At 71.1% G+C, this 19,101-nt stretch carries 17 protein-coding genes; 11 read left to right on the top strand and 6 right to left on the bottom strand.

Annotated elements, in window-relative coordinates; genetic code table 11:
* Window positions 1–61: 61 nt before the first annotated feature.
* From AB0I52_RS04135 to AB0I52_RS04150, 4 genes are all read right to left on the bottom strand, one after another.
* The gene (locus tag AB0I52_RS04135) at window positions 62–871 is read right to left on the bottom strand and encodes an SURF1 family protein (RefSeq protein WP_363068688.1); all 810 of its coding nucleotides are present in this window, start codon (window positions 869–871) and stop codon (window positions 62–64) included.
* Window positions 872–942: 71 nt separating this feature from the next.
* Window positions 943–1,176, bottom strand: coding sequence for a hypothetical protein (locus tag AB0I52_RS04140; protein ID WP_363068689.1), 234 nt, complete (start codon window positions 1,174–1,176; stop codon window positions 943–945).
* Window positions 1,177–1,240: 64 nt separating this feature from the next.
* A complete protein-coding gene (locus tag AB0I52_RS04145; RefSeq protein ID WP_363068690.1) occupies window positions 1,241–2,248 on the bottom strand; it encodes a DEDDh family exonuclease in 1,008 nt (335 codons plus the stop codon).
* Window positions 2,249–2,277: 29 nt separating this feature from the next.
* Window positions 2,278–2,946, bottom strand: a complete 669-nt coding sequence (locus tag AB0I52_RS04150) for a TetR/AcrR family transcriptional regulator (protein WP_363068691.1) — start codon at window positions 2,944–2,946, stop codon at window positions 2,278–2,280.
* Window positions 2,947–3,072: 126 nt separating this feature from the next.
* Between AB0I52_RS04150 and AB0I52_RS04155 the strand changes: the two genes are divergently transcribed.
* The 5 genes from AB0I52_RS04155 to AB0I52_RS04175 all read left to right on the top strand — a co-directional run bounded on the left by AB0I52_RS04155 (window position 3,073) and on the right by AB0I52_RS04175 (window position 8,145).
* Window positions 3,073–3,873: an acetoacetate decarboxylase family protein gene (locus AB0I52_RS04155; protein WP_363068693.1), complete on the top strand. Its 801-nt coding sequence runs from the start codon at window positions 3,073–3,075 to the stop codon at window positions 3,871–3,873.
* Complete coding sequence (locus tag AB0I52_RS04160; protein WP_363068695.1) at window positions 3,870–4,754, top strand: SDR family NAD(P)-dependent oxidoreductase; 885 nt, start codon at window positions 3,870–3,872, stop codon at window positions 4,752–4,754. The genes AB0I52_RS04155 and AB0I52_RS04160 overlap by 4 nt, the downstream gene beginning before the upstream one ends.
* 10 nt (window positions 4,755–4,764) lie before the next feature.
* Window positions 4,765–6,045 carry an amidohydrolase family protein gene (locus AB0I52_RS04165; protein WP_363068697.1) on the top strand — a complete coding sequence of 427 codons (1,281 nt, stop codon included), beginning with the start codon at window positions 4,765–4,767 and terminating at the stop codon, window positions 6,043–6,045.
* A gap of 59 nt (window positions 6,046–6,104) precedes the next feature.
* Window positions 6,105–7,352 (top strand): amidohydrolase family protein, encoded by a 1,248-nt coding sequence (locus AB0I52_RS04170; RefSeq protein ID WP_363068699.1) that lies wholly within the window; start codon window positions 6,105–6,107, stop codon window positions 7,350–7,352.
* A 79-nt stretch (window positions 7,353–7,431) separates the two neighbouring features.
* The gene (locus AB0I52_RS04175; protein WP_363068701.1) at window positions 7,432–8,145 is read left to right on the top strand and encodes a VIT family protein; all 714 of its coding nucleotides are present in this window, start codon (window positions 7,432–7,434) and stop codon (window positions 8,143–8,145) included.
* Here AB0I52_RS04175 and AB0I52_RS04180 read toward each other — a convergent pair.
* A complete protein-coding gene (locus tag AB0I52_RS04180; protein ID WP_363068703.1) occupies window positions 8,142–11,240 on the bottom strand; it encodes an NACHT domain-containing protein in 3,099 nt (1,032 codons plus the stop codon). The two genes, AB0I52_RS04175 and AB0I52_RS04180, sit on opposite strands and share 4 nt — an antisense overlap.
* A 149-nt stretch (window positions 11,241–11,389) precedes the next feature.
* Between AB0I52_RS04180 and AB0I52_RS04185 the strand changes: the two genes are divergently transcribed.
* The 3 genes from AB0I52_RS04185 to AB0I52_RS04195 are packed head-to-tail and all read left to right on the top strand — an operon-like array spanning window position 11,390 to window position 14,043.
* A complete protein-coding gene (locus tag AB0I52_RS04185) occupies window positions 11,390–12,292 on the top strand; it encodes a sterol desaturase family protein (protein WP_363068705.1) in 903 nt (300 codons plus the stop codon).
* A complete protein-coding gene (locus tag AB0I52_RS04190) occupies window positions 12,289–12,978 on the top strand; it encodes a lysoplasmalogenase (RefSeq protein ID WP_363068707.1) in 690 nt (229 codons plus the stop codon). Before AB0I52_RS04185 ends, AB0I52_RS04190 begins: the two co-directional genes overlap by 4 nt.
* Window positions 12,979–12,999: 21 nt before the next feature.
* Window positions 13,000–14,043: a zinc-dependent alcohol dehydrogenase family protein gene (locus AB0I52_RS04195; protein WP_363068709.1), complete on the top strand. Its 1,044-nt coding sequence runs from the start codon at window positions 13,000–13,002 to the stop codon at window positions 14,041–14,043.
* A 50-nt stretch (window positions 14,044–14,093) separates the two neighbouring features.
* Here AB0I52_RS04195 and AB0I52_RS04200 read toward each other — a convergent pair whose 3' ends face one another.
* On the bottom strand, window positions 14,094–15,629 hold the full coding sequence (locus AB0I52_RS04200) for a S8 family serine peptidase (protein ID WP_363068711.1): 1,536 nt from the start codon (window positions 15,627–15,629) through the stop codon (window positions 14,094–14,096).
* Between the two features lie 290 nt (window positions 15,630–15,919).
* Here AB0I52_RS04200 and AB0I52_RS04205 point away from each other — a divergent pair, with 290 nt between their 5' ends.
* The 3 genes from AB0I52_RS04205 to moaA all read left to right on the top strand — a co-directional run bounded on the left by AB0I52_RS04205 (window position 15,920) and on the right by moaA (window position 19,095).
* Window positions 15,920–16,285, top strand: a complete 366-nt coding sequence (locus tag AB0I52_RS04205) for a DUF485 domain-containing protein (RefSeq protein ID WP_363068713.1) — start codon at window positions 15,920–15,922, stop codon at window positions 16,283–16,285.
* Window positions 16,282–17,919, top strand: a complete 1,638-nt coding sequence (locus AB0I52_RS04210; protein ID WP_363068715.1) for a cation acetate symporter — start codon at window positions 16,282–16,284, stop codon at window positions 17,917–17,919. Before AB0I52_RS04205 ends, AB0I52_RS04210 begins: the two co-directional genes overlap by 4 nt.
* Window positions 17,920–18,105: 186 nt before the next feature.
* Window positions 18,106–19,095: a GTP 3',8-cyclase MoaA gene (moaA, locus tag AB0I52_RS04215; protein ID WP_363068717.1), complete on the top strand. Its 990-nt coding sequence runs from the start codon at window positions 18,106–18,108 to the stop codon at window positions 19,093–19,095.
* Window positions 19,096–19,101 lie beyond the last annotated feature (6 nt).

The following is a 19,101-nucleotide window of genomic DNA, read 5'->3' on the forward strand; positions in this document are numbered from 1 at the left end:
AGCAGCCGCTGTACGACGTGAGTCGCGAGTCACCCCGGCGGGCGAGGGCGCGGACATCCCGTCAGGCCTTCGCGGGCTCGGGCTTCCCGGGCGCCGCCGCGGCGTCCCCCGCTTCGGCGGCCGCGGCTGCCACCAGGTCACGCTTCTCCCGGCGGGCCAGCACCACGTAGCCGACCGGAACACCGGCGGCGAACAGCCACCACTGCACGGCGTACGCCATGTGCGGGCCGATGGAGCTGTCGTCGGGAGCCTCGATCAGCTCGGGGGTGTCGCCGGACGGCACGGGCCCGGTCTGCTCCAGGTAGCCGCCGAGCACCGGCCGGGAGAGCAGCTTGGCCTGCTCGGCGCTGTTGATCAGCATCACCTGGCGGTCCGGCAGGTCCGAGAGGTCCTTGATACCGCTGCTGCCCGTCGTCTCGTCGGCCTTGAGCCGCCCGGTGACGGTCACTTCGCCCTTCGGCGCGGCCGGTACGTCGGGGAAGGCGCGCTGGTCGTCGGCGGTGGCGATCCAGCCACGGTTGATCATGACCGTGCCGCCGCCCTTGAGGTCGAACGGAACCAGCACGTGGAAGCCGATGCTGCCGTCGGATGAGGTCCTGCGCCGCACCACGACCTCGTGCTTCTCGTCGTACGTCCCGGTGGCCTTCACCGCGCGCCAGTAGTCGGAGCGCGGAACGGTGTGGCCGGGCGAGGTGAGCGCGGCGACCGGAACCGGTTTCGCCTTGAGGTTGTGCGAGATCAGGGAGTTCTGCGCGACCTTGTGCTCATGCCGGTGCAGCTGCCAGAAACCCAGCTCGACCATCGTGGGGATCATGACGAGGGCGAGGAGGGCGAGGATCAGCCACTGCCGGGTCAACAGGAAGCGGTACACCCCATGACGGTACAACCGTGGCATGGGGTGCATCGCGCAGGGGGTGGGGGAAAGGGTGCGGCGCCCGGTGCTCAGACCTTGTCGATGATGCCCGCCTTCCCCTCGGCGCGGGCGCAGTGACCGCCGCAGAACCAGTGCCCGTCGACCTCGACACCCTGGCCGATGACCTGGACCCGGCAGTGCTCACAGATCGGCGCCATCCGGTGAATCGCGCAGGAGAAGCAGTCGAAGACGTGTACCGCGCCCTGCGCGTGCACTTCGAAGGACATCCCGTAGTCGTTTCCGCATACCTCGCAACGTGCCATGCGCCACAGGGTGGGACGCGAGGGCGGCGGCGGGCGAGCGGTGGGCGGGCGAGTCGCCCCCGGTTCACTCCGATGACGGCGCCGCCGACGGCCCCTTCGACGCCTCGGCCACGTCCCGCAGGAGATGGGTGAACGCGCTCTCCTCCAGGATCGGGGTGCCGAACGACTTGGCCTTCACCGTCTTGGACGTCGCCGCGTCCGGGTCGTTGGTGACGAGCAGACTGGTCAGCCGGGACACGCTGGTCGCCACGTGCAGCCCGGCCTCCACCGCCCGGTCCTCCAGCAGCTCACGGTCGATCGAGGTGTCCCCGGAGAACGCCACCCGCATGCCCTGCATGAGAGGTTTGTCCTTGTCGTACCGCCCCGGGTTCGGGTACGGGCAGGCCGGACGCTTGCGCGAGGGGCGCCAGCTCGCCTGGCCACCGCCGTACGGGGCCTGGTGGCCGACCCGCGGGGTGACGGGGGAGTCCGCCCACTCGGTCAGCGGCCGGCACTCCAGCAGCGGCAGCCGCAGACCGCCGCCCGCCGCCGCGTGCAGACTCGGGCGGAACGCCTCGGCCAGCACCCGGGCGTCGTCCAGCGCGTGGTGCGCGTGCTGTTGCACGACCCCGAAGTGCGCGGCCAGCGACTCCAGCTTGTGGTTGGGCAGTGGCAGCCGCAGCTCCTTGGAGAGCGCGATGGTGCACAGCCGCTGCTGGACCGGGGCGATCACCGAGGCCCGCGCGTACTCCCGGGCGAGCATCGACCAGTCGAAGGCCGCGTTGTGCGCGACCAGCACACGGTCGGCGAGCCGCTCGGAGAGCTGGGCGGCGACCTCCGGGAAGAGCGGGGCGCCTTCGAGTACGTCACTGGTCAGCCCGTGGATCCACACGGGGCCGGGGTCCCGCTCCGGGTTGACCAGGGTGTACCAGTGGTCCTCGACATTGCCCTGCGCGTCCAGGCGGTAGACGGCGGCGGAGATTATCCGGTCGTCCCGTGCGAGTCCGGTGGTCTCCACGTCGACGACCGCGTACCCCTGCGGGTAGGCGGTCGGCCACGGTGCTGCGGTCTGGCGGTCGTCGAGCATGGTCACAGAGAATACGGGCCACGACCGACAGTCCCCTACCCGGCCGTCAACCCCGGGTCCTGTCCGGCGGACCGGCGCTCCCCCGGGGGGCCCGCCAGCAGCCCGTCCACCAGTGCCCGTACGGAGGTGGCGAACAGCCGGTCCGGGGCGGCGGGCCGGGTCAGCGCGCGGGCCAGCGCCGGATCGCCGCCGGCCGTCGACGCGCTCCACAGATCGCCCTCGGCCGGTGACTGGACGGGGGACCGCTCCCGGTTGCGCTCCACCAGCAGGAAGCCCACGGTGTGGAACTGCACCGCCCGGACCGCGGCCGCCGCCCGAGCGCCCCGGAGCCCGGCGGCGTGCACCTCGTGGACCAGCGCCTGCTGCGCCGGCAGGAACATCCGTTCCGTCAGCCCCCGTTCGTGGACCATCGCGATCAGATGCGGCCGGGCGCGCAGTTCGCGGCGCAGCCCCCGGGCCACGGAGACGATCCGGGCGGCCGGGGCCCGGCCGGTGGGACGCAGGGTGCCCATCTCCTGGACGGTGCGCTCGACCAGGGCGTCCAGCAGCGACTCGCGGTTGCCGACGTGCCAGTAGATCGAGGTGACGGCGGTGCCCAGCTCGGCGGCCAGTCCGCGCATGGTGAGGGTCTGCGGACCGTGCTGCCGCACCAGCCCCGCGGCGGTCGCGAGGACCTCGTCGCGGGTCAGCGCCGATCGCGCCACAGCTCCTCCAGGTTCCCGAACTCCGTTACGCGCATGCCTATTTACCCTTCATCGTCCCCGGTGTAACTGTGTTACAGGGCCCCGGCGGCGAGCCGGGACACGGACGACCGAGAAGGGTGGCACCGCATGGCACGGGTACGGTACGGCGCGCGCACCGAGGCCGAGATCGCGGCATCCCGCGAGGCCCGCTCCAGGCTCCCCGACATCTGGTCCACCGGCGTCACCGCCGTCTGGGAGAGCGACCCCGACGCGGTGGCGGCCGTCCTCCCGCCGCCGCTGAAACCCGCCGGGCGCCCGCTCGTCCGGGCGAGCATCAGCAAGGTCGACCTCCCCGGCTATCCGCTCGGCGCGGGCTCCGTCGCCGTCGCCGCCGTCCACGACGGGCACGAGGGCTGGTACCCGCTGGTCATGCCGATGACCCACGAACGGGCGCTGACCGGCGGCCGCGAGGTGTTCGGCGAACCGAAGAAGCTCGGTGAGGTCGGCGTCGAACGCGACGGCCTCGTCGTGCGGGCCCGCCTGGTCCGTCACGGCATCGCGTTCGTCGAGATCCGCGGCGCGGTCGACGGACCGCTCCCGCTGCCCGAACCGAGCACGAAGCTCGACTTCTACTTCAAGTTCCTGCCCGCCGTGGACGGCGACGGCTTCGACTCCGGCCCCGTACTGATCCACTGCACCCGGCACGAGAAGGTCCGCAGGCTGGAGCGGATCACCGGCGACGTGGTGCTGCGCGAGTCGATGTACGACCCGGTCGCCGACCTCCCCGTCCGCAGGCTGATCGACCTCACCATCGGCGAGAAGACCAGCGACCAGCGGGGCAGGGCCGTGGAGCGGGTCAGCGCCGACGCGCTGCTGCCGTACGTCCACCAGCGCTACGACGATCCGCAGCAGATCCACGACGGCCCGCCCGAGGGGAGCGTCCGATGAGGCTGGAGGAGGGCCGGACCGCGGTGGTCACCGGGGCCGCGAGCGGCATCGGCCTCGCCATGGCCCGCCGGTTCGCGGCCGAGGGACTGAACGTCGTGCTCGCCGACGTGGAGGAGGGCGCGCTCGGCAGGGCCGCCGCCGAACTGCGCGAGGACGGCGCACGGGTACTGGCACGGGCCGTCGACGTCAGCGAACGCGACTCCGTGCAGGAGCTCGCCGAGGCCGCGTACGACGCCTTCGGTGCCGTGCACGTGCTGTGCAACAACGCCGGCGTCGGATCGGGCGCCGAGGGCCGGATGTGGGAGCACGAGCCCAACGACTGGAAGTGGGCCTTCGCGGTCAACGTGTGGGGTGTCTTCCACGGCATCCAGGCCTTCGTGCCGCGCATGCTCGCGGGCGGCGACCCCGGCCACGTCGTCAACACCTCCTCCGGCGACGGCGGGATCGCCCCGCTGCCCACCGCCTCCGTGTACGCGGTCACCAAGTCCGCCGTCGTCACCATGACCGAATCGCTCTACGCGCACCTGCGGGCGGAGGACGCGGCGGTCGGCGCCTCGGTCCTCTTCCCCGGCCCGCACATGCTCCGCACCGGACTGTGGGAGTCGCACCGCAACCGCCCCGAGCGGTACGCCAAGGAGCGCCCGCGCCGGACCCCGTACCGCAGCCTCGGCGAGTGGGAGGCCGCGATGAGGTCGGCGGGCCACGACGTGGAGTTCACACCGGTGGAGGAGGTCGCGCAGACCGTCGTGGACGGCATCACCGCCGACCGCTTCTGGATGCTGCCGGACAGCGAGCACAGCGACCGGCAGATCCGCGCCAGGTCGCAGTCGATGCTCGACCGGTCCAACCCGTCCTACCTGGAGAAGTTCGTACTCGACTGAGGAGCGAGCCATGACCGCTGACGACCCGTACCTGATCATCTCCTCCGACTGCCACGCCGGACTGCCCACCGAGGAGTACCGGCCCTACCTCGACAGCCGCTTCCACCGGGAGTTCGACGACTTCCTCGCCGGCCGCGACCGCCGCCGCGAGGAGATGACCCGCCTCGGGGTCCGCAACGAGGCCTTCGCCGACAAGTGGTTCCAGGACAACGAGGAAGGCCTCAGGGGCGGCTGGGACTCCACACAGCGGCTCAAGGAACTCGACGGCGACGGGGTGGCTGCCGAGGTCGTCTTCCCCGACGCCGACGCCGTCGACAGCCGTACCGCGGCCCCCTTCGGCGTCGGCCTCGGCCTCTCCGGCGACCAGGACCCGGAGCTGGGCATGGCCGGAGCGCAGGCCCACAACCGCTGGCTGGCCGACTTCGTCTCGCAGCACCCCGAACGCCACTGCGGGGTCGCCCTGCTGCCCGTCACCGGCGAGACCGGCCGGGTCGTCGCCGAGATCCACCGGGCCAAGGAGTCCGGCCTCGGCGCGCTGATGATCCCCTCCATGTGGGTGGACAAGGCCCCCTACCACGACCGCCGCTACGACCCCGTCTGGGCGGCCGCCGCCGAGACCGGGATGCCGATCGTCACCCACTCCGGCGCGGCCCCGCGCCACGAGTACGGCGACCACCTCGGGATCTACGTCTCCGAGGTCACCTGGTGGCCGTCGCGCCCGCTCTGGTTCCTCCTCTGGTCGGGCGCCTTCGAACGCCACCCCGGGCTCAGGTTCGGCGTCGCCGAGTCCGGCTGCTGGTGGCTGCCCAACCTGCTCTGGTTCATGGACCGCCTCTACCTCGGCGCCCACGGCGGCAAGAAACTCTCCCCGTTCGCCGAACTGAAGCGCCCGCCGCACGAGTACCTCGACCGCCAGGTGTTCATCTGCGCCACCAACACCAAACGCCGCGAGCTCGCCCAGCGGTACGAGATCGGCGTCGACAACATCCTCTGGGGCAGCGACTTCCCGCACCCCGAGGGCACCTGGCCGAACACCGCGAACTGGCTGCGCGACACCTTCCACGACATCCCCGTCACCGAGACCCGCCGGATGCTCGGCCTGGCCGCCGCCGAGGTCTTCGGCTTCGACACGGACAAGCTCGCCCCGCTCGCCGCGCGCATCGGCCCCACCCCCGCCGACCTGGGCCAGAGCGCCGACCAGAGCGCGGTCGAGGCCTCCTGGGCCCGCTCGCGCGAGGTCGGCAGGCACTGGCTGACCGACCACGACTTCCCGGTCCTGGGGACGTCGTGACGGGCCCCGAGGGTGCGGTGACGGAGCCTGGGCGCGTGACGGCGGGTCCTGAGGGCGTCATGACGGGTCCTGAGGGCTTCACGACGGACCGCTACACCGTCATCTCCGCCGACTGCCACGCCGGCGCCGACCTCCTCGACTACCGGCCGTACCTGGAGTCGGCGCACCACGACGACTTCGACGCCTGGGCGGCGACCTACGTCAACCCGTACGAGGACCTGGTGGCCGACACCGCCGACCGCAACTGGAACTCGGACCGCCGCCTCGCCGAACAGGAAGCGGACGGCATCGTCGCCGAGGTCGTCTTCCCCAACACCGTCCCGCCCTTCTTCCCCTCCGCCTCCCTGATGGCACCCGCGCCCTCCCGGGCGGAGTACGAGCAGCGCTGGGCCGGGCTGCGCGCCCACAACCGCTGGCTCGCCGACTTCTGCGCGGCCGCGCCCGGCCGGCGCGCGGGCGTCGCGCAGATCCTCCTCAACGACCCGGACGAGGCGGCCCGCGAGGTCCGCCGCACCAAGGAGGCCGGACTCACCGGCGGCATCCTGCTGCCCGGCGCCCCACCCGGCTCCGGCGTCCCGGAGCTGCACTCCCCGGCGTACGACCCGCTCTGGGCGGTCTGCGCGGAGCTGGACGTACCGGTCAACCACCACGGCGGCTCCGCCTCCCCGCCACTGGGCGACGAACCGGCGGCCCGCGCCGTCTTCATGGTGGAGACCACCTGGTTCTCGCACCGGGCCCTGTGGCACCTGATCTTCGGCGGCGCGTTCCGCCGCCACCCCGGACTCAGGCTCGTCCTGACCGAACAGGGCTCCGGCTGGATCCCGGGCATCATGGAGATGCTCGACTACTACCACGGCCGACTCGTCGCGTCGGCCTCCCGGGCGGCCACGGCGGAGTCGAAGTTCGGTGCGGGGCTGGCCGGTTCGATGGGCGCGAGCCCCAGCGAGGTATGGCGCGAGAACTGCTACGTGGGCGCCAGCTTCATGCGCCCGCACGAGGTGCCGCTACGCGACCGGATCGGCCTCGACAAGATCATGTGGGGCAGCGACTACCCGCACGACGAGGGCACCGCCCCGTACTCACGCGAAGGCCTGCGGATCGCGTACGCCGGGCTGCCGCCCGCCGAGATCGCCGCCATGACCGGCGGCAACGCCGCCCGCGTCTACGGATTCGACCTGGCCGCCCTCGACCGGATCGCCGCCCGCGTCGGCCCGACGGTCCAGGAGATCGCCGAACCCCTGAAGGAGGTCCCCGCGGGCGCGACCAGTCCCGCGTTCGCGCCGGGCGGGTCGGTACGCGTCTGGTGACAACGCCGCGAGGTGCGGCACCAGGGCACGCGAGCCCGGCCTGATCCAAACGAAAGGCCCTAGGTGAGATCATCCCCGGATGAGCGATCCCCAGGCGCACCACGAACCGCACGGCACGGGTATGGGCGCACGGCTGAACTGGCTGCGCGCCGCCGTGCTCGGGGCCAACGACGGTGTGGTCTCCACCGCCGGCCTCGTCGTCGGCGTCGCCGGGGCCACCGACGACCGCGGCACCCTGCTGACCGCCGGCCTGGCCGGGCTGCTGGCCGGGTCCATGTCGATGGCCGCGGGTGAGTACGTGTCGGTCTCCACCCAGCGCGACTCGGAGAAGGCCGCACTCGCCACGGAGAAGCGCGAGCTCCAGGAGATGCCGGAGGAGGAACTCGCCGAGCTCACCGGACTGCTGGAGGGCAAGGGGCTGAGCCACGAGGTCGCCCGCGAGGCCGCTGTCCAGCTCACCGAACGCGACGCGCTGCGCGCCCACGCGGAGGTCGAGCTGGGCATCGACCCGGACGACCTGACGAACCCCTGGCACGCGGCGGGCGCCAGCTTCCTCGCGTTCACGGTGGGTGCGCTGCTGCCCCTGCTGGCGATCGTGCTGCCCCCGATGTCGCTGCGGCTGCTGGTGACCGTGCTCTCGGTGCTCGCCGCGCTGGCCCTGACGGGCTGGTGGAGCGCCCGGCTGGGCGAGGCGGCGGTGGGCCCGGCGGTGCTGCGGAACATGGGTGGGGGAGCGCTGGCGATGGCCGTGACGTATGCGGCGGGGGAGTTGCTGGGGGCGGCGGGGGTTTAACTCCGTTCCTTGCGCACGATCCGCTCGGGCGGGAAGAGCTCGGTGCCGGTGGCCCGGCTGCCGTACGCGAGCGTGATGGTCAGATCGGTCAGGCCGCTCAACGGCGTCAGGTCTGCGGCACCGAAGTACGACTCGATGACGAGCGAGGTGAGGCCGGCCACGTCGCGCAGCGGTTCAAGCCCGTCCGGTATCCGGCACTGGAACAGGGTGAGCGTGCGCAGTCCCGTGACGGGAGCGAGCACGCCCAGGTCCAGCGGTGACACTTCCCGAAGACTGAGGGACTCCAGGCCATTCAGCTGCGGCATCCCTGCCAGTTGTCGCAGCTGGGTGACGCCGCTCAGGGCCAGTTCACGCAGTTTCGGCCAGTGCTCAAGGCCTTCCAGGTTCACGTACCGGGTCTGCCGGTCCAGAAGGAGGCTGGTGACCTTCTGGCACACAGGGAGTTCGCCGATGCTCTCGACGAGGAACGGATGGCCGAGCGTCAGCTGACGGAGGTCGGGCATGTCCCCGAGCGGACCGGGACCGAGCGCGGGATGCAGCTCGATCAGTGAGAGCCACTCCAGACCGGGCCTCACCAGCGGACTGAGATCCTCGACCCAGGGGCACATGCTGACGGCCAGCTCGCGCAGTCCGGACATGGCCGCGATCTCGCTCAGGTCGTCGAGGTCCCGGTTGTGGTAGACGAAGAGCCGTTCCACGTCCGTCCGCGACGTCACGGACGAGAAGTCCTGGTGATCGCCCCGAAGGTGTATCCGCCTCGCGCACGGGATGTGACGCAGGGCCGCCAGCTGGGCGGTGCTCTGCACATAGGCGTATGCGTCGTCCCAGGAGCCGGCCGCCATGATGTCCCGTGCGTACAGGTCCGCGTCGAAGGAACTCCACGCCTCGGAGACGGCCGGTACGACCGGCCATCTCTCATCGTCCCGGAAGCGGGCCACTACCTCGTACGCGGCGTCGCCCGTGATCTGCGCGGCCGTTCTGACGATCGCGGCCGCCTCGTACCCGTCCACCTCGTCGGGGCCCGGCAGCAGCCCCAGAACCAGTTCGCCGACCTTCGCCAGGGCCTCCACGTCCTCCGGCGTGAGGGGCGGAAGCATTCCCTCGGTGCGAGCCGCCACCTCTTTGCGCACGTCGGGGTCCAGCTCCGGCGCGTGTTCCAGACTCGCCGCCGCCAGCAGCACCAGCCGGTGCTCGTGCTCGGGTTCCTGGTCTGCGCGCTGCAGCAACTTGCGCAGCAATGAAGCCCGTTCGTCCGCCCTGGCGTGCCCCACCGCCATCTGGACCACGTCGTCCCAGCCGTCGTCGTGGGCGTTGCGCACCAGCATCCCGAAGTCGCGCGCCTCCACTGCTGCCTTCGCGCCCAGGTAGTCCAGGAACGTCCGGTGCACGAAGTCCACGGCGCCCGGGGCTGGTTCGCGCAGCAGGCCGCTCCTGATCAGCAGATGCGAGAACACTTGCTCGGCCGATCCCCGGACCTGCGGCATCGCCCGCAGCCACTGCGCCGTCTTTTCGACCGCCTCCGTGCGGTCCGCCTGCAACTGACCGTTACGGATCAGCCAGTACGCCAGCCGTTGGAGCAGGGCCGTCTGCTCCTCGCGGGTGAGGTCGACCCCTTCGACGTTCACGATCTCGCGTTCCGTGTCCCGTCGTACGAGCAGCATGTCCAGCGCCGCGTCGTACAGCTCCTTGCGGGCACGCGGCAGCTGCATCCGCCGGTCCCGGTTCAGGGCGCACAGCAGGGCGCACATCAGCGGGTTCGTCGCCAGTCGGCCGAGGTCCCGGCGCAGTCCGACCGCACGGCGCAACGACGCCTTGTACACGTCCAGTTGATCGCGTTCCTCCTGGGAAGGGCACTCCAGCCGGGCCGCGTCGTGCCAGTGTCCGATGAACGCGCGGATGTCGTCCCGCTCCATCGGCAGCAGCGAGTGCGCGACGAAGCCCTGCTGCCCGAGCCACCCGTCCGGGACGGCGGACGGCCGGGTTGTCACCACGTACCGGGCCTGCGGGTAGGCCACGATCAGGTCCTTGAGCCAGCGCTCGGTCCGGTTGCGCAGCCGCATCGGGACCTCGTCGACCCCGTCCACCAGCACCAGCGCCCGGCCCTGCGACAACAGCCGATCCGCCCAGCCGGCGGGCGCCGCGCCGTGCAGCGGGACGCCGGTCGCACGCAGGAAGTCCTCCGGGCCGGGCAGTTTCTCGTCCGACGTGAACGCGCGCAGTCGCAGGACGAACGGCACACAGCGGTTCCAGTCCACCAGATCGCTGTCGAACGTCTGCCGCGCGGCGTTCACCGCCAGCCACTGCACCAGGGTGCTCTTGCCCGATCCGGCCGGCCCGCGCAGCAGCAACCGGCTGGTCTCGGCGAGAGCCTGCTCGATCTCGACGGTGACCCGCTCCGGTACGGACCCCGGTGACCAGGACGGGCCGGTCTCCTCGGAACTCACCGCCAGACTGATGTAAGCCGTCTCCAGCGGCCACTCGCCCGCCGACCGCCCCAGCGTCAGTCCGAACAGCCCCATCCGGCTGTGCGTCGCGGCAATGAACTCCGTGTACCGCCGCTCGAAGTCCAGCGCCGCCGCGTCCGGGCGCGGGCCGAGCCGTTCCCGTACGTCCTCCACCAGCTCCCGGGTCCGTCCGGCCTCGCGCATCTGCTCCACCGCCGTCCGCGCCATGAACGACGGCTCGGCGGTCAGCTGCTCCACCACATGGGCGCAGCACCGGCCCAGGAGCTCCCCGTACAGTCCGGCCGCACGCTCCGAGAGTCCCGCCGGGGGCGCCGGGAACCCGGCCGCCAGCCGCTCCGGATCGAGGTTCACGGCGAACAGCCGGTCCGCCGTCAGCGCGTCCGCCGCCGCGAAGGTGTCCTTGACCGCCTCCACGGCCGCCAGCCGCTCGTGCTCCGGGAGGCCGGCGTACGCCGCCTCCAGCCGGCCGCCGAGCACCTTCGCCAGCCGGTCCGGCCTCGCCGGGCGGGGGAGCGGGCGCACCGGGTCCGGGACCAGGCCCGCGCCGGGCTTCGGTGTGAGCAGTGATCTGGCCACCGTGCCGAGCACCGTCGTCGCGAGCCGGACCAGCGCAACCTCAAGACCCTGCACCGCAGTTCCTCCCCCTGTCGGACCCTGGTGGAGGGATCGTACGACGGCCGTGCTGTCGGAAGTCACCAAAGATCGCTGACAGCGCGTCTCGCATACTTGTTGGTAACAACGTCTGGTCGCGGGCCGACCTGCGGCTCTACGGTGCTGACATGCCGACGAACCTGCCCGATGTAGTGCTCTGGTCCATACCGGCCTTCGTCCTGCTCACCGTCCTGGAAATGGCGCTCCACCACTTCCACCCCGACGAGGAGGCCGCCGGTTACGAGGCGAAGGACGCCGCCACCAGCATCACCATGGGGCTGGGCAGCCTGGCCTTCGACCTGCTGTGGAAGGTGCCCATCGTCGCGATCTACTCGGCGGTGTACGAACTCACCCCGCTGCGCGTGCCCGTCCTGTGGTGGACCGTCCCGCTGATGCTGCTCGGGCAGGACTTCCTCTACTACTGGTCCCACCGGGGCCACCACGTCATCCGGATCCTCTGGGCCTGCCACGTGGTGCACCACTCCAGCCGGAAGTTCAACCTCTCCACCGCGCTGCGCCAGCCCTGGACCTCGCTGACCGTCTGGCCGTTCTACCTCCCGCTGATCGCCTGCGGTGTCCACCCGGCGGCGCTCGCCTTCTGCTCATCGGCCAATCTCGTGTACCAGTTCTGGGTGCACACCGAACGCATCGACAAGCTGCCCAGGCCCTTCGAGTACGTGCTGAACACGCCCTCCCACCACCGGGTGCACCACGCCTCCCAGGGCGGCTACCTCGACCGGAACTTCGGCGGCATCCTGATCGTGTGGGACCGGTGGTTCGGCTCCTTCACGGCGGAGTCGCAACGGCCCGTGTTCGGGCTCACCAAGAACATCGACACGTTCAACCCGCTGCGGGTCGCCACCCACGAGTACGCCGCCATCGCCCGCGACGTACGCGCGGCGGGCAGCTGGGGCGAGCGGGCCGGACGGGTCTTCCGCGGGCCGGGCTGGCAGCCGCCCGGCGCCGCCACGCCTGCCGCCGCCCCCGCGACCGCCCCCGCGACCGCCACCGTGCGCGAGCGCACCGGATGAGCGCCGGCCCGTTCCCGGACCGGCGGGAGCGTCTCGTACGCCCCCTGCTCATCGCCTTCCTCGCCGTCTGCGCCGTCGACCTCGTCGCGGTCCTCGCCGACATCGGCATCGCGCACCTAGTCGCCAAGCCGCTGCTGATGCCGCTGCTGGCCGGGTACGCCGCCGCCCGGGACGCGCCCCGGCTGCTGATCGCGGCACTGCTCTGCGGCTGGGTCGGTGACGTGCTCCTGCTGGCTGATGCCGACCTCGCCTTCCTCCTCGGGATGGGCGGCTTCGCCGCAGGGCACCTCTGCTACCTGCGGCTCTTCGGACGGGCCCGCGGCGCGCTGCTGCCCGCGATCCTGTACGCGGCCGCCCTGGCCGTCTTCACCGCCCTGATCTGGGGCGGGCTGCCGGCCGGTCTGCGGTTCCCGCTGGCGGGCTACAGCCTGCTGCTCACCGCCATGGCCTACCGGTCCGGCGTCCTCGGCCGGTACGCGGCCGCCGGCGGCGCGCTCTTCCTGATCTCCGACGCCCTGATCGCCACCGGCATCGCCGACCGGCCGCAGCTGCCCGCACCCGACTTCTGGGTCATGCTCACCTACGTGGCGGCCCAGCTCCTGCTGACCCTCGGAGCGCTCGCCCCGGGTGCGCGACGGCCCGGTACGGGCCCCGGGGCGTACCGTGGACGGAGTATCAGCATCTGAGACCAGCAAGGACTCCCACGCATGCGCGCCACCGTCATCCACGCCCCCCACGACATCCGCGTGCAGGAGGTCCCGGACCCGGCGATCCAGCAGCCCACCGATGTGGTGCTCCGGGTCCTGCGGGCCTGCATCTGCGGCAGCGACCTGTGGGCGTACCGCGGCGAGTCCGCCCGGCAGCCCGGCCAGCGGATCGGCCACGAGTTCCTCGGGATTGTCGAGGAGGCCGGCTCCGGGGTCAACGGCTTCGCCGTCGGCGACCTCGTCGTCGCCCCCTTCGTCTGGTCCGACGGCACCTGCGCCTACTGCGCCGAGGGCCTGACCACCTCCTGCCCGCAGGGCGGCTTCTGGGGCTCGGTCGGCTCCGACGGCGGGCAGGGCGAGGCCGTCCGCGTCCCGTTCGCCGACGGCACCCTGGTCAAGCTGCCGTCCGCCGCGGCCTCCGACGACCGGCTGCTCACCGCGCTGCTGGCCCTCTCCGACGTCCTCGGCACCGGCCACCACGCGGCCGTCGGCGCCGGTGTGAAGCCCGGCACCACGGTCGCCGTCGTCGGTGACGGAGCAGTCGGCCTGTGCGGCGTCATGGCCGCCAAGCGGCTCGGCGCCGAACGGATCATCGCGCTCGGCCGCCACACCGCGCGCACCGACATCGCCCGCACCTTCGGCGCCACCGACGTGGTCGCCGAGCGCGGCGACGCGGCCGTCGCCGCCGTACGGGAACTGCTCGGCGGCGAGGGCGCCCACGCGGTGATCGAGGCCGTCGGCACCGAGCAGTCGATGCGCACGGCCGTCGGCATCACGCGTGACGGCGGCTCGATCGGCTACGTCGGCGTACCGCACGGCAGCGGCACCGGACTGGACCTCGGCGTCATGTTCGACCGGAACATCGCCCTGCGCGGCGGGGTCGCCCCCGTACGCGCCTACATACCGGAGCTGCTCCCCGACGTCCTGTCCGGCACCATCGACCCGTCGCCCGTCTTCGACCTGGCCATCGGCCTCGACGAGGTCCCGGCCGGCTACAAGGCGATGGACGAGCGCACCGCGCTGAAGGTCCTCATCAAGCCGTGAGCCGGCCGGTACGGGGGCCGGCGAGATCACCGGCCCCCGTACCGGACCCGCTACCTGCGGACCGCGTTCAGGGCGTTCACCACACCGGCTCCGTAGAAGCCGTTGCGGTGCTTGCCGCCCTCGCAGACCGCGTCGACGGTGCCGTCACCGTCGATGTCGTACGGCGCGCCGCACGCGGTGGCGTCGGCCCCCGCCAGCAGCAGCGCCTTCACCGCGAGCGCCGACGCGTGCGGGTGCGTCGACTTGATCAGGGCGGCGACTCCCGCGACATGCGGGGAGGCCATCGACGTACCGGCCATGTAGCCGTACGCGCCGCCCGGCAGCGTGGACAGGATCAGGCCGCTCGTCGCGGGCGGCGCGGGGGTCTGGTACACCGTCGAGTCGCCGCCCGGGGCGGCCACGTCGATGACGCCGTTCCCGTAGTTCGAGTACGAGGCCTTCAGCCCCTTCGCTCCCGTCGCCGAGACCGTCACGACACCCGGCAGCATCGTCGGGATGTCGAAGCACTTCTTCGGGTCGATCGTCCGGGTGACCGTGTCGCCGTCGTTCGGGCTGGTCGAGTCCTCGATCGTGTCGGCCGCCAGGTCCTCGGCCGAGTTGCCCGAAGCGGCGACATTGACCGTGCCCTTGCGCTCCGCGTACCGGGTGGCACGCGCGACCGCCTCGACCAGTGCGCCCTGGTCCGGATCATCCTTGCAGTTGAACAGCCACGGGTCGGTGTAATAGCTGTTGTTGGTGACATCGACGCCGTGGTCGGCCGCCCACATGAAGCCGCAGACTATGGACTCGGTGTAGAAGTACCCGTCCGGGTTCGCCACCTTGATACCGGCGACCTTCACCCCCGGTGCGACACCCGTCACCCCGATACCGTTCTTCGCGGCGGCTATGGTGCCCGCGACATGGGTGCCGTGCGGGCTCTCACCCGCATTCGGACGCCAGGAGCCGGCCGTGGTGTCCGGTGCGCCGGTCACACAGTTCGCCGAGGCGGCCCGGTCGAAGTTCGGTGCGAGGTCCGGGTGGGTGTCGTCGACACCCGTGTCGATGACCGCGACCGTGACCTTCCGGCTGCCCAGCGACTTCTGGTGCGCCTTGTCCGCCTTGATGGCGGGCAGGTCCCACTGGAGCGGCTCCAGCGGGTCCTGGTCCGCCGTCGCCCGCGCCGCGGCGCCCCGCTCCTCCTGCGCGGTGAGCGGCTGCTCGACCCCGATGTCCTTGGTGGCCTGCGGAACGATCGGGTTGGTACGGGTGGCGCCCGCCGAATCCACGCCCCTGACCCTGCGTATGGACCGCGCGAAGTCCGGGTTCTGCGAGTGGACGACGAGGACACCGATCCGGTCGTAGGTGGTCACCACCGTGCCGCCGGCCCGCTCCACCTCCTTGCGCACCTGCTTGACGGTGCCGTGACCGGCCCGCGTATTCACCACGTACGACAGCTTCGGTCCGTCGGCCGGCACCGCCGCCGCGGTCCTGCCGTCGACCGGCGAGGCGGTCGCGGCACTCGTCGGCAGGAAGCCGAGCGAGACGGTGAGGGCCAATCCGACGGGAAGCGCCAGTGCGCGCGTCCGTCTGGATCCCAGATGATCCATGGGGTCTCCACTTCATCCGTGTCAGTGGACCGGACACGGGCGTGTCCAGTCGCGTACATGACGAGTGAAGCTATCGCTGATCATCCCGGCTCATCAATGAGTTCACGAGAACCCGTCTCCGTCGAGGCGTCCGAAGGGGTGACCCGGAGAAGGGCGCAAGAGTGGTGAACCGCTTCGCCGCGCGCCGCGTGCCGTTGTCAGGGGAGGCGCACCACCACCCCCCGATACCGAGGTTCGCAATGAAATCCACCGTCCCCACCACTACCGCACCCGCGTCGCGAGGAGATTCCGTGGCTACCGATGCACCGCCGCCCGAGGGCAGTACGGACAAAGGGCCGGCCCAGCCCACGACCGAGGCGTTCATCGCGGAGCAGGAGAGCGCGGAATTCGGCGAACTGCGCCGCTCGCACCGCTCGTTCGCCTTCCCGCTGACGATTGCCTTCGTCCTCTGGTACCTGCTGTACGTGCTGCTGTCGAACTACGCCGGCGGCTTCATGGGCACCAAGGTGTACAGCAACTTCAACGTCGCCTTCGTCTTCGGTCTCGCCCAGTTCCTCACCACCTTCCTCATCGCCTGGTTCTACTCGCGGCACGCCAACGCGAAGCTGGACCCGAAGGCCGAGGCCATCAAGTCCCGTATGGAGGCCGACGCATGAGCGCCGCGTACCACTCCCACACCGCCGTGCTCGCCGCCTCCTCCACCACCGAGCACCGGCCGCTGATCATCACGCTCTTCGCGGTCTTCGTCGCGGCGACCCTCGGCATCACCGTCTGGGCCGGCCGGCAGACCAAGAGCGCCTCCGACTTCTACGCCGGCGGCCGCCAGTTCACCGCCTTCCAGAACGGACTCGCGGTCTCCGGCGACTACATGTCCGCCGCCTCGTTCCTCGGCATCGCCGGAGCCATCGCCCTCTTCGGATACGACGGCTTCCTCTACTCGATCGGCTTCCTCGTCGCCTGGCTGGTGGCCCTGCTGCTGGTGGCCGAACCGCTCCGCAACTCGGGCCGTTACACCATGGGCGACGTCCTCGCCTACCGGATGCGGCAGCGCCCCGTGCGCACCGCGGCGGGCGTCTCCACGATCATCGTCTCGATCTTCTACCTGCTGGCGCAGATGGCCGGCGCGGGTGTGCTGGTCTCCCTGCTCCTCGGCATCACCAGCGACGCGGGAAAGATCCTCATCGTTGCGCTGGTCGGCGTACTGATGATCGTGTACGTCACCATCGGCGGGATGAAGGGCACCACCTGGGTGCAGATGGTCAAGGCCGTGCTGCTCATCGCGGGCGCCATCCTGATGACCTTCATGGTGCTGTGGAAGTTCAACTTCAACGTCTCCGACCTGCTGGGCACCGCCGCCGAGAAGAGCGGCCACGGCGCGTCGTTCCTGCAGCCCGGACTCAAGTACGGGGCCACCGGCACCTCGAAGCTGGACTTCCTCTCCCTCGGCATCGCCCTGGTGCTGGGCACCGCGGGCCTGCCGCACATCCTGATCCGCTTCTACACCGTGCCGACCGCCAAGGCCGCCCGTAAGTCCGTCAACTGGGCCATCGGCATCATCGGCGGCTTCTACCTGATGACGATCGCGCTCGGATTCGGCGCCGCGGCCCTCATCGGCCCGAAGGAGATCATCGCCAAGAACCCGGCAGGCAACGCGGCGGCCCCGCAACTCGCCGAGTACCTCGGCGGGGTCGGCAGCACCGGCGGCGCCATCATGCTCGCCGTCATCTCCGCCGTCGCCTTCGCCACCATCCTCGCCGTCGTCGCGGGCCTCACCCTCGCCTCCTCGTCCTCCTTCGCGCACGACATCTACGCCAATGTCATCCGCAAGGGGAAGGCCAGCGAGAAGGAGGAGATGCGGGCCGCCCGCTGGGCCACCGTCTTCATCGGCGCGGCCGCGATCCTGCTGGGCGCCTTCGCCCGCGACATGAACGTCGCCGGCCTGGTGGCGCTCGCCTTCGCCGTCGCCGCCTCGGCCAACCTGCCGACCCTCCTCTACAGCCTCTTCTGGAAGCGGTTCACCACCCAGGGCGCACTGTGGTCGATCTACGGCGGTCTGGCCGGCTCGGTGATCCTGGTGCTGTTCTCGCCAGTCGTCTCCGGCAACGAGAAGACCTCGATGTTCAAGGGCGTCGACTTCGCCTGGTTCCCGCTGGAGAACCCCGGCCTGATCTCCATCCCGCTGGGCTTCCTGCTCGGCTGGGTCGGCTCCCTCCTGTCGAAGGAGGAGCCCGACAAGGGCAAGTACGCCGAGCTGGAGGTCAAGTCCCTCACCGGCATCGGAGCCCACTGAGACCAGGAGCTCACCCAGGAGTCCGTCTCTCGTACCGATCCTTTCCCGCGGCCGTGTCGTAGAGTCCTACGACGCGGCCGCGCCGTACCTCGTGCCAAACGAGCCCCTGCGATGTCACACGTCTCGCGTAGTCTCGAAAGAGTCAGCAACCGCAACCGGGAAGTCAGCCGGAGGAGGGGGCCCGCCATGCTCATCGACACCTACGACCGGGTCGCCACCGACCTGCGCGTATCACTCACCGACCGGTGCAACCTGCGCTGTACGTACTGCATGCCCGAGGAGGGCCTGCAGTGGCTGGCCAAGCCGGACCTGCTGAGTGACGACGAGATCGTCCGGCTCGTCCGCATCGCCGTCACACAGCTCGGCATCACCGAAGTCCGCTTCACCGGCGGAGAGCCGCTGCTGCGCCCCGGACTCGTCTCCATCGTCGAACAGTGCGCGGCCCTGGGGCCCCGCCCGAAGATGTCACTCACGACCAACGGCATCGGGCTGAAGCGGACCGCCGCCGCGCTCGCGGCCGCCGGTCTCGACCGGGTCAACGTCTCGCTGGACACCCTGCGCCCCGACGTGTTCAAGACCCTCACCCGCCGCGACCGGCACCACGACGTCCTGGCCGGCCTCGAAGCCGCCCGGGAAGCCGGGCTCACCCCGGTCAAGGTCAACACCGTCCTGATGCCGGGACTCAACGACGACGAGGCCCCCGACCTCCTCGCCTGGGCCGTGGACAACGCCTACGAGCTCCGCTTCATCGAGCAGATGCCGCTCGACGCACAGCACGGCTGGAAGCGCGACGGAATGATCACGGCAGGTGACATCCTCGACTCGCTGCGCACCCGGTTCGACCTCACCCCGGAGGGCCGGGACGAGCGCGGCTCCGCCCCCGCCGAACGCTGGCTGGTCGACGGCGGACCCCACCGGGTCGGCGTCATCGCCTCCGTCACCCGGCCGTTCTGCCGGGCCTGCGACCGTACCCGGCTCACCGCCGACGGACAGGTGCGCACCTGCCTGTTCGCCCGCGAGGAGACCGACCTGCGCGGCGCACTGCGGTCGGAGGCGCCGGACAAGGAGATCGCCCGGATCTGGCGGCTCGCGATGTGGGGCAAGAAGGCCGGCTCCGGCCTGGACGACCCCTCGTTCCTCCAGCCCGACCGTCCGATGTCGGCGATCGGCGGGTAGCGCGCC

The organism is Streptomyces sp. NPDC050423, assembly GCF_040655445.1.
Taxonomy (GTDB): Bacteria; Actinomycetota; Actinomycetes; order Streptomycetales; family Streptomycetaceae; genus Streptomyces.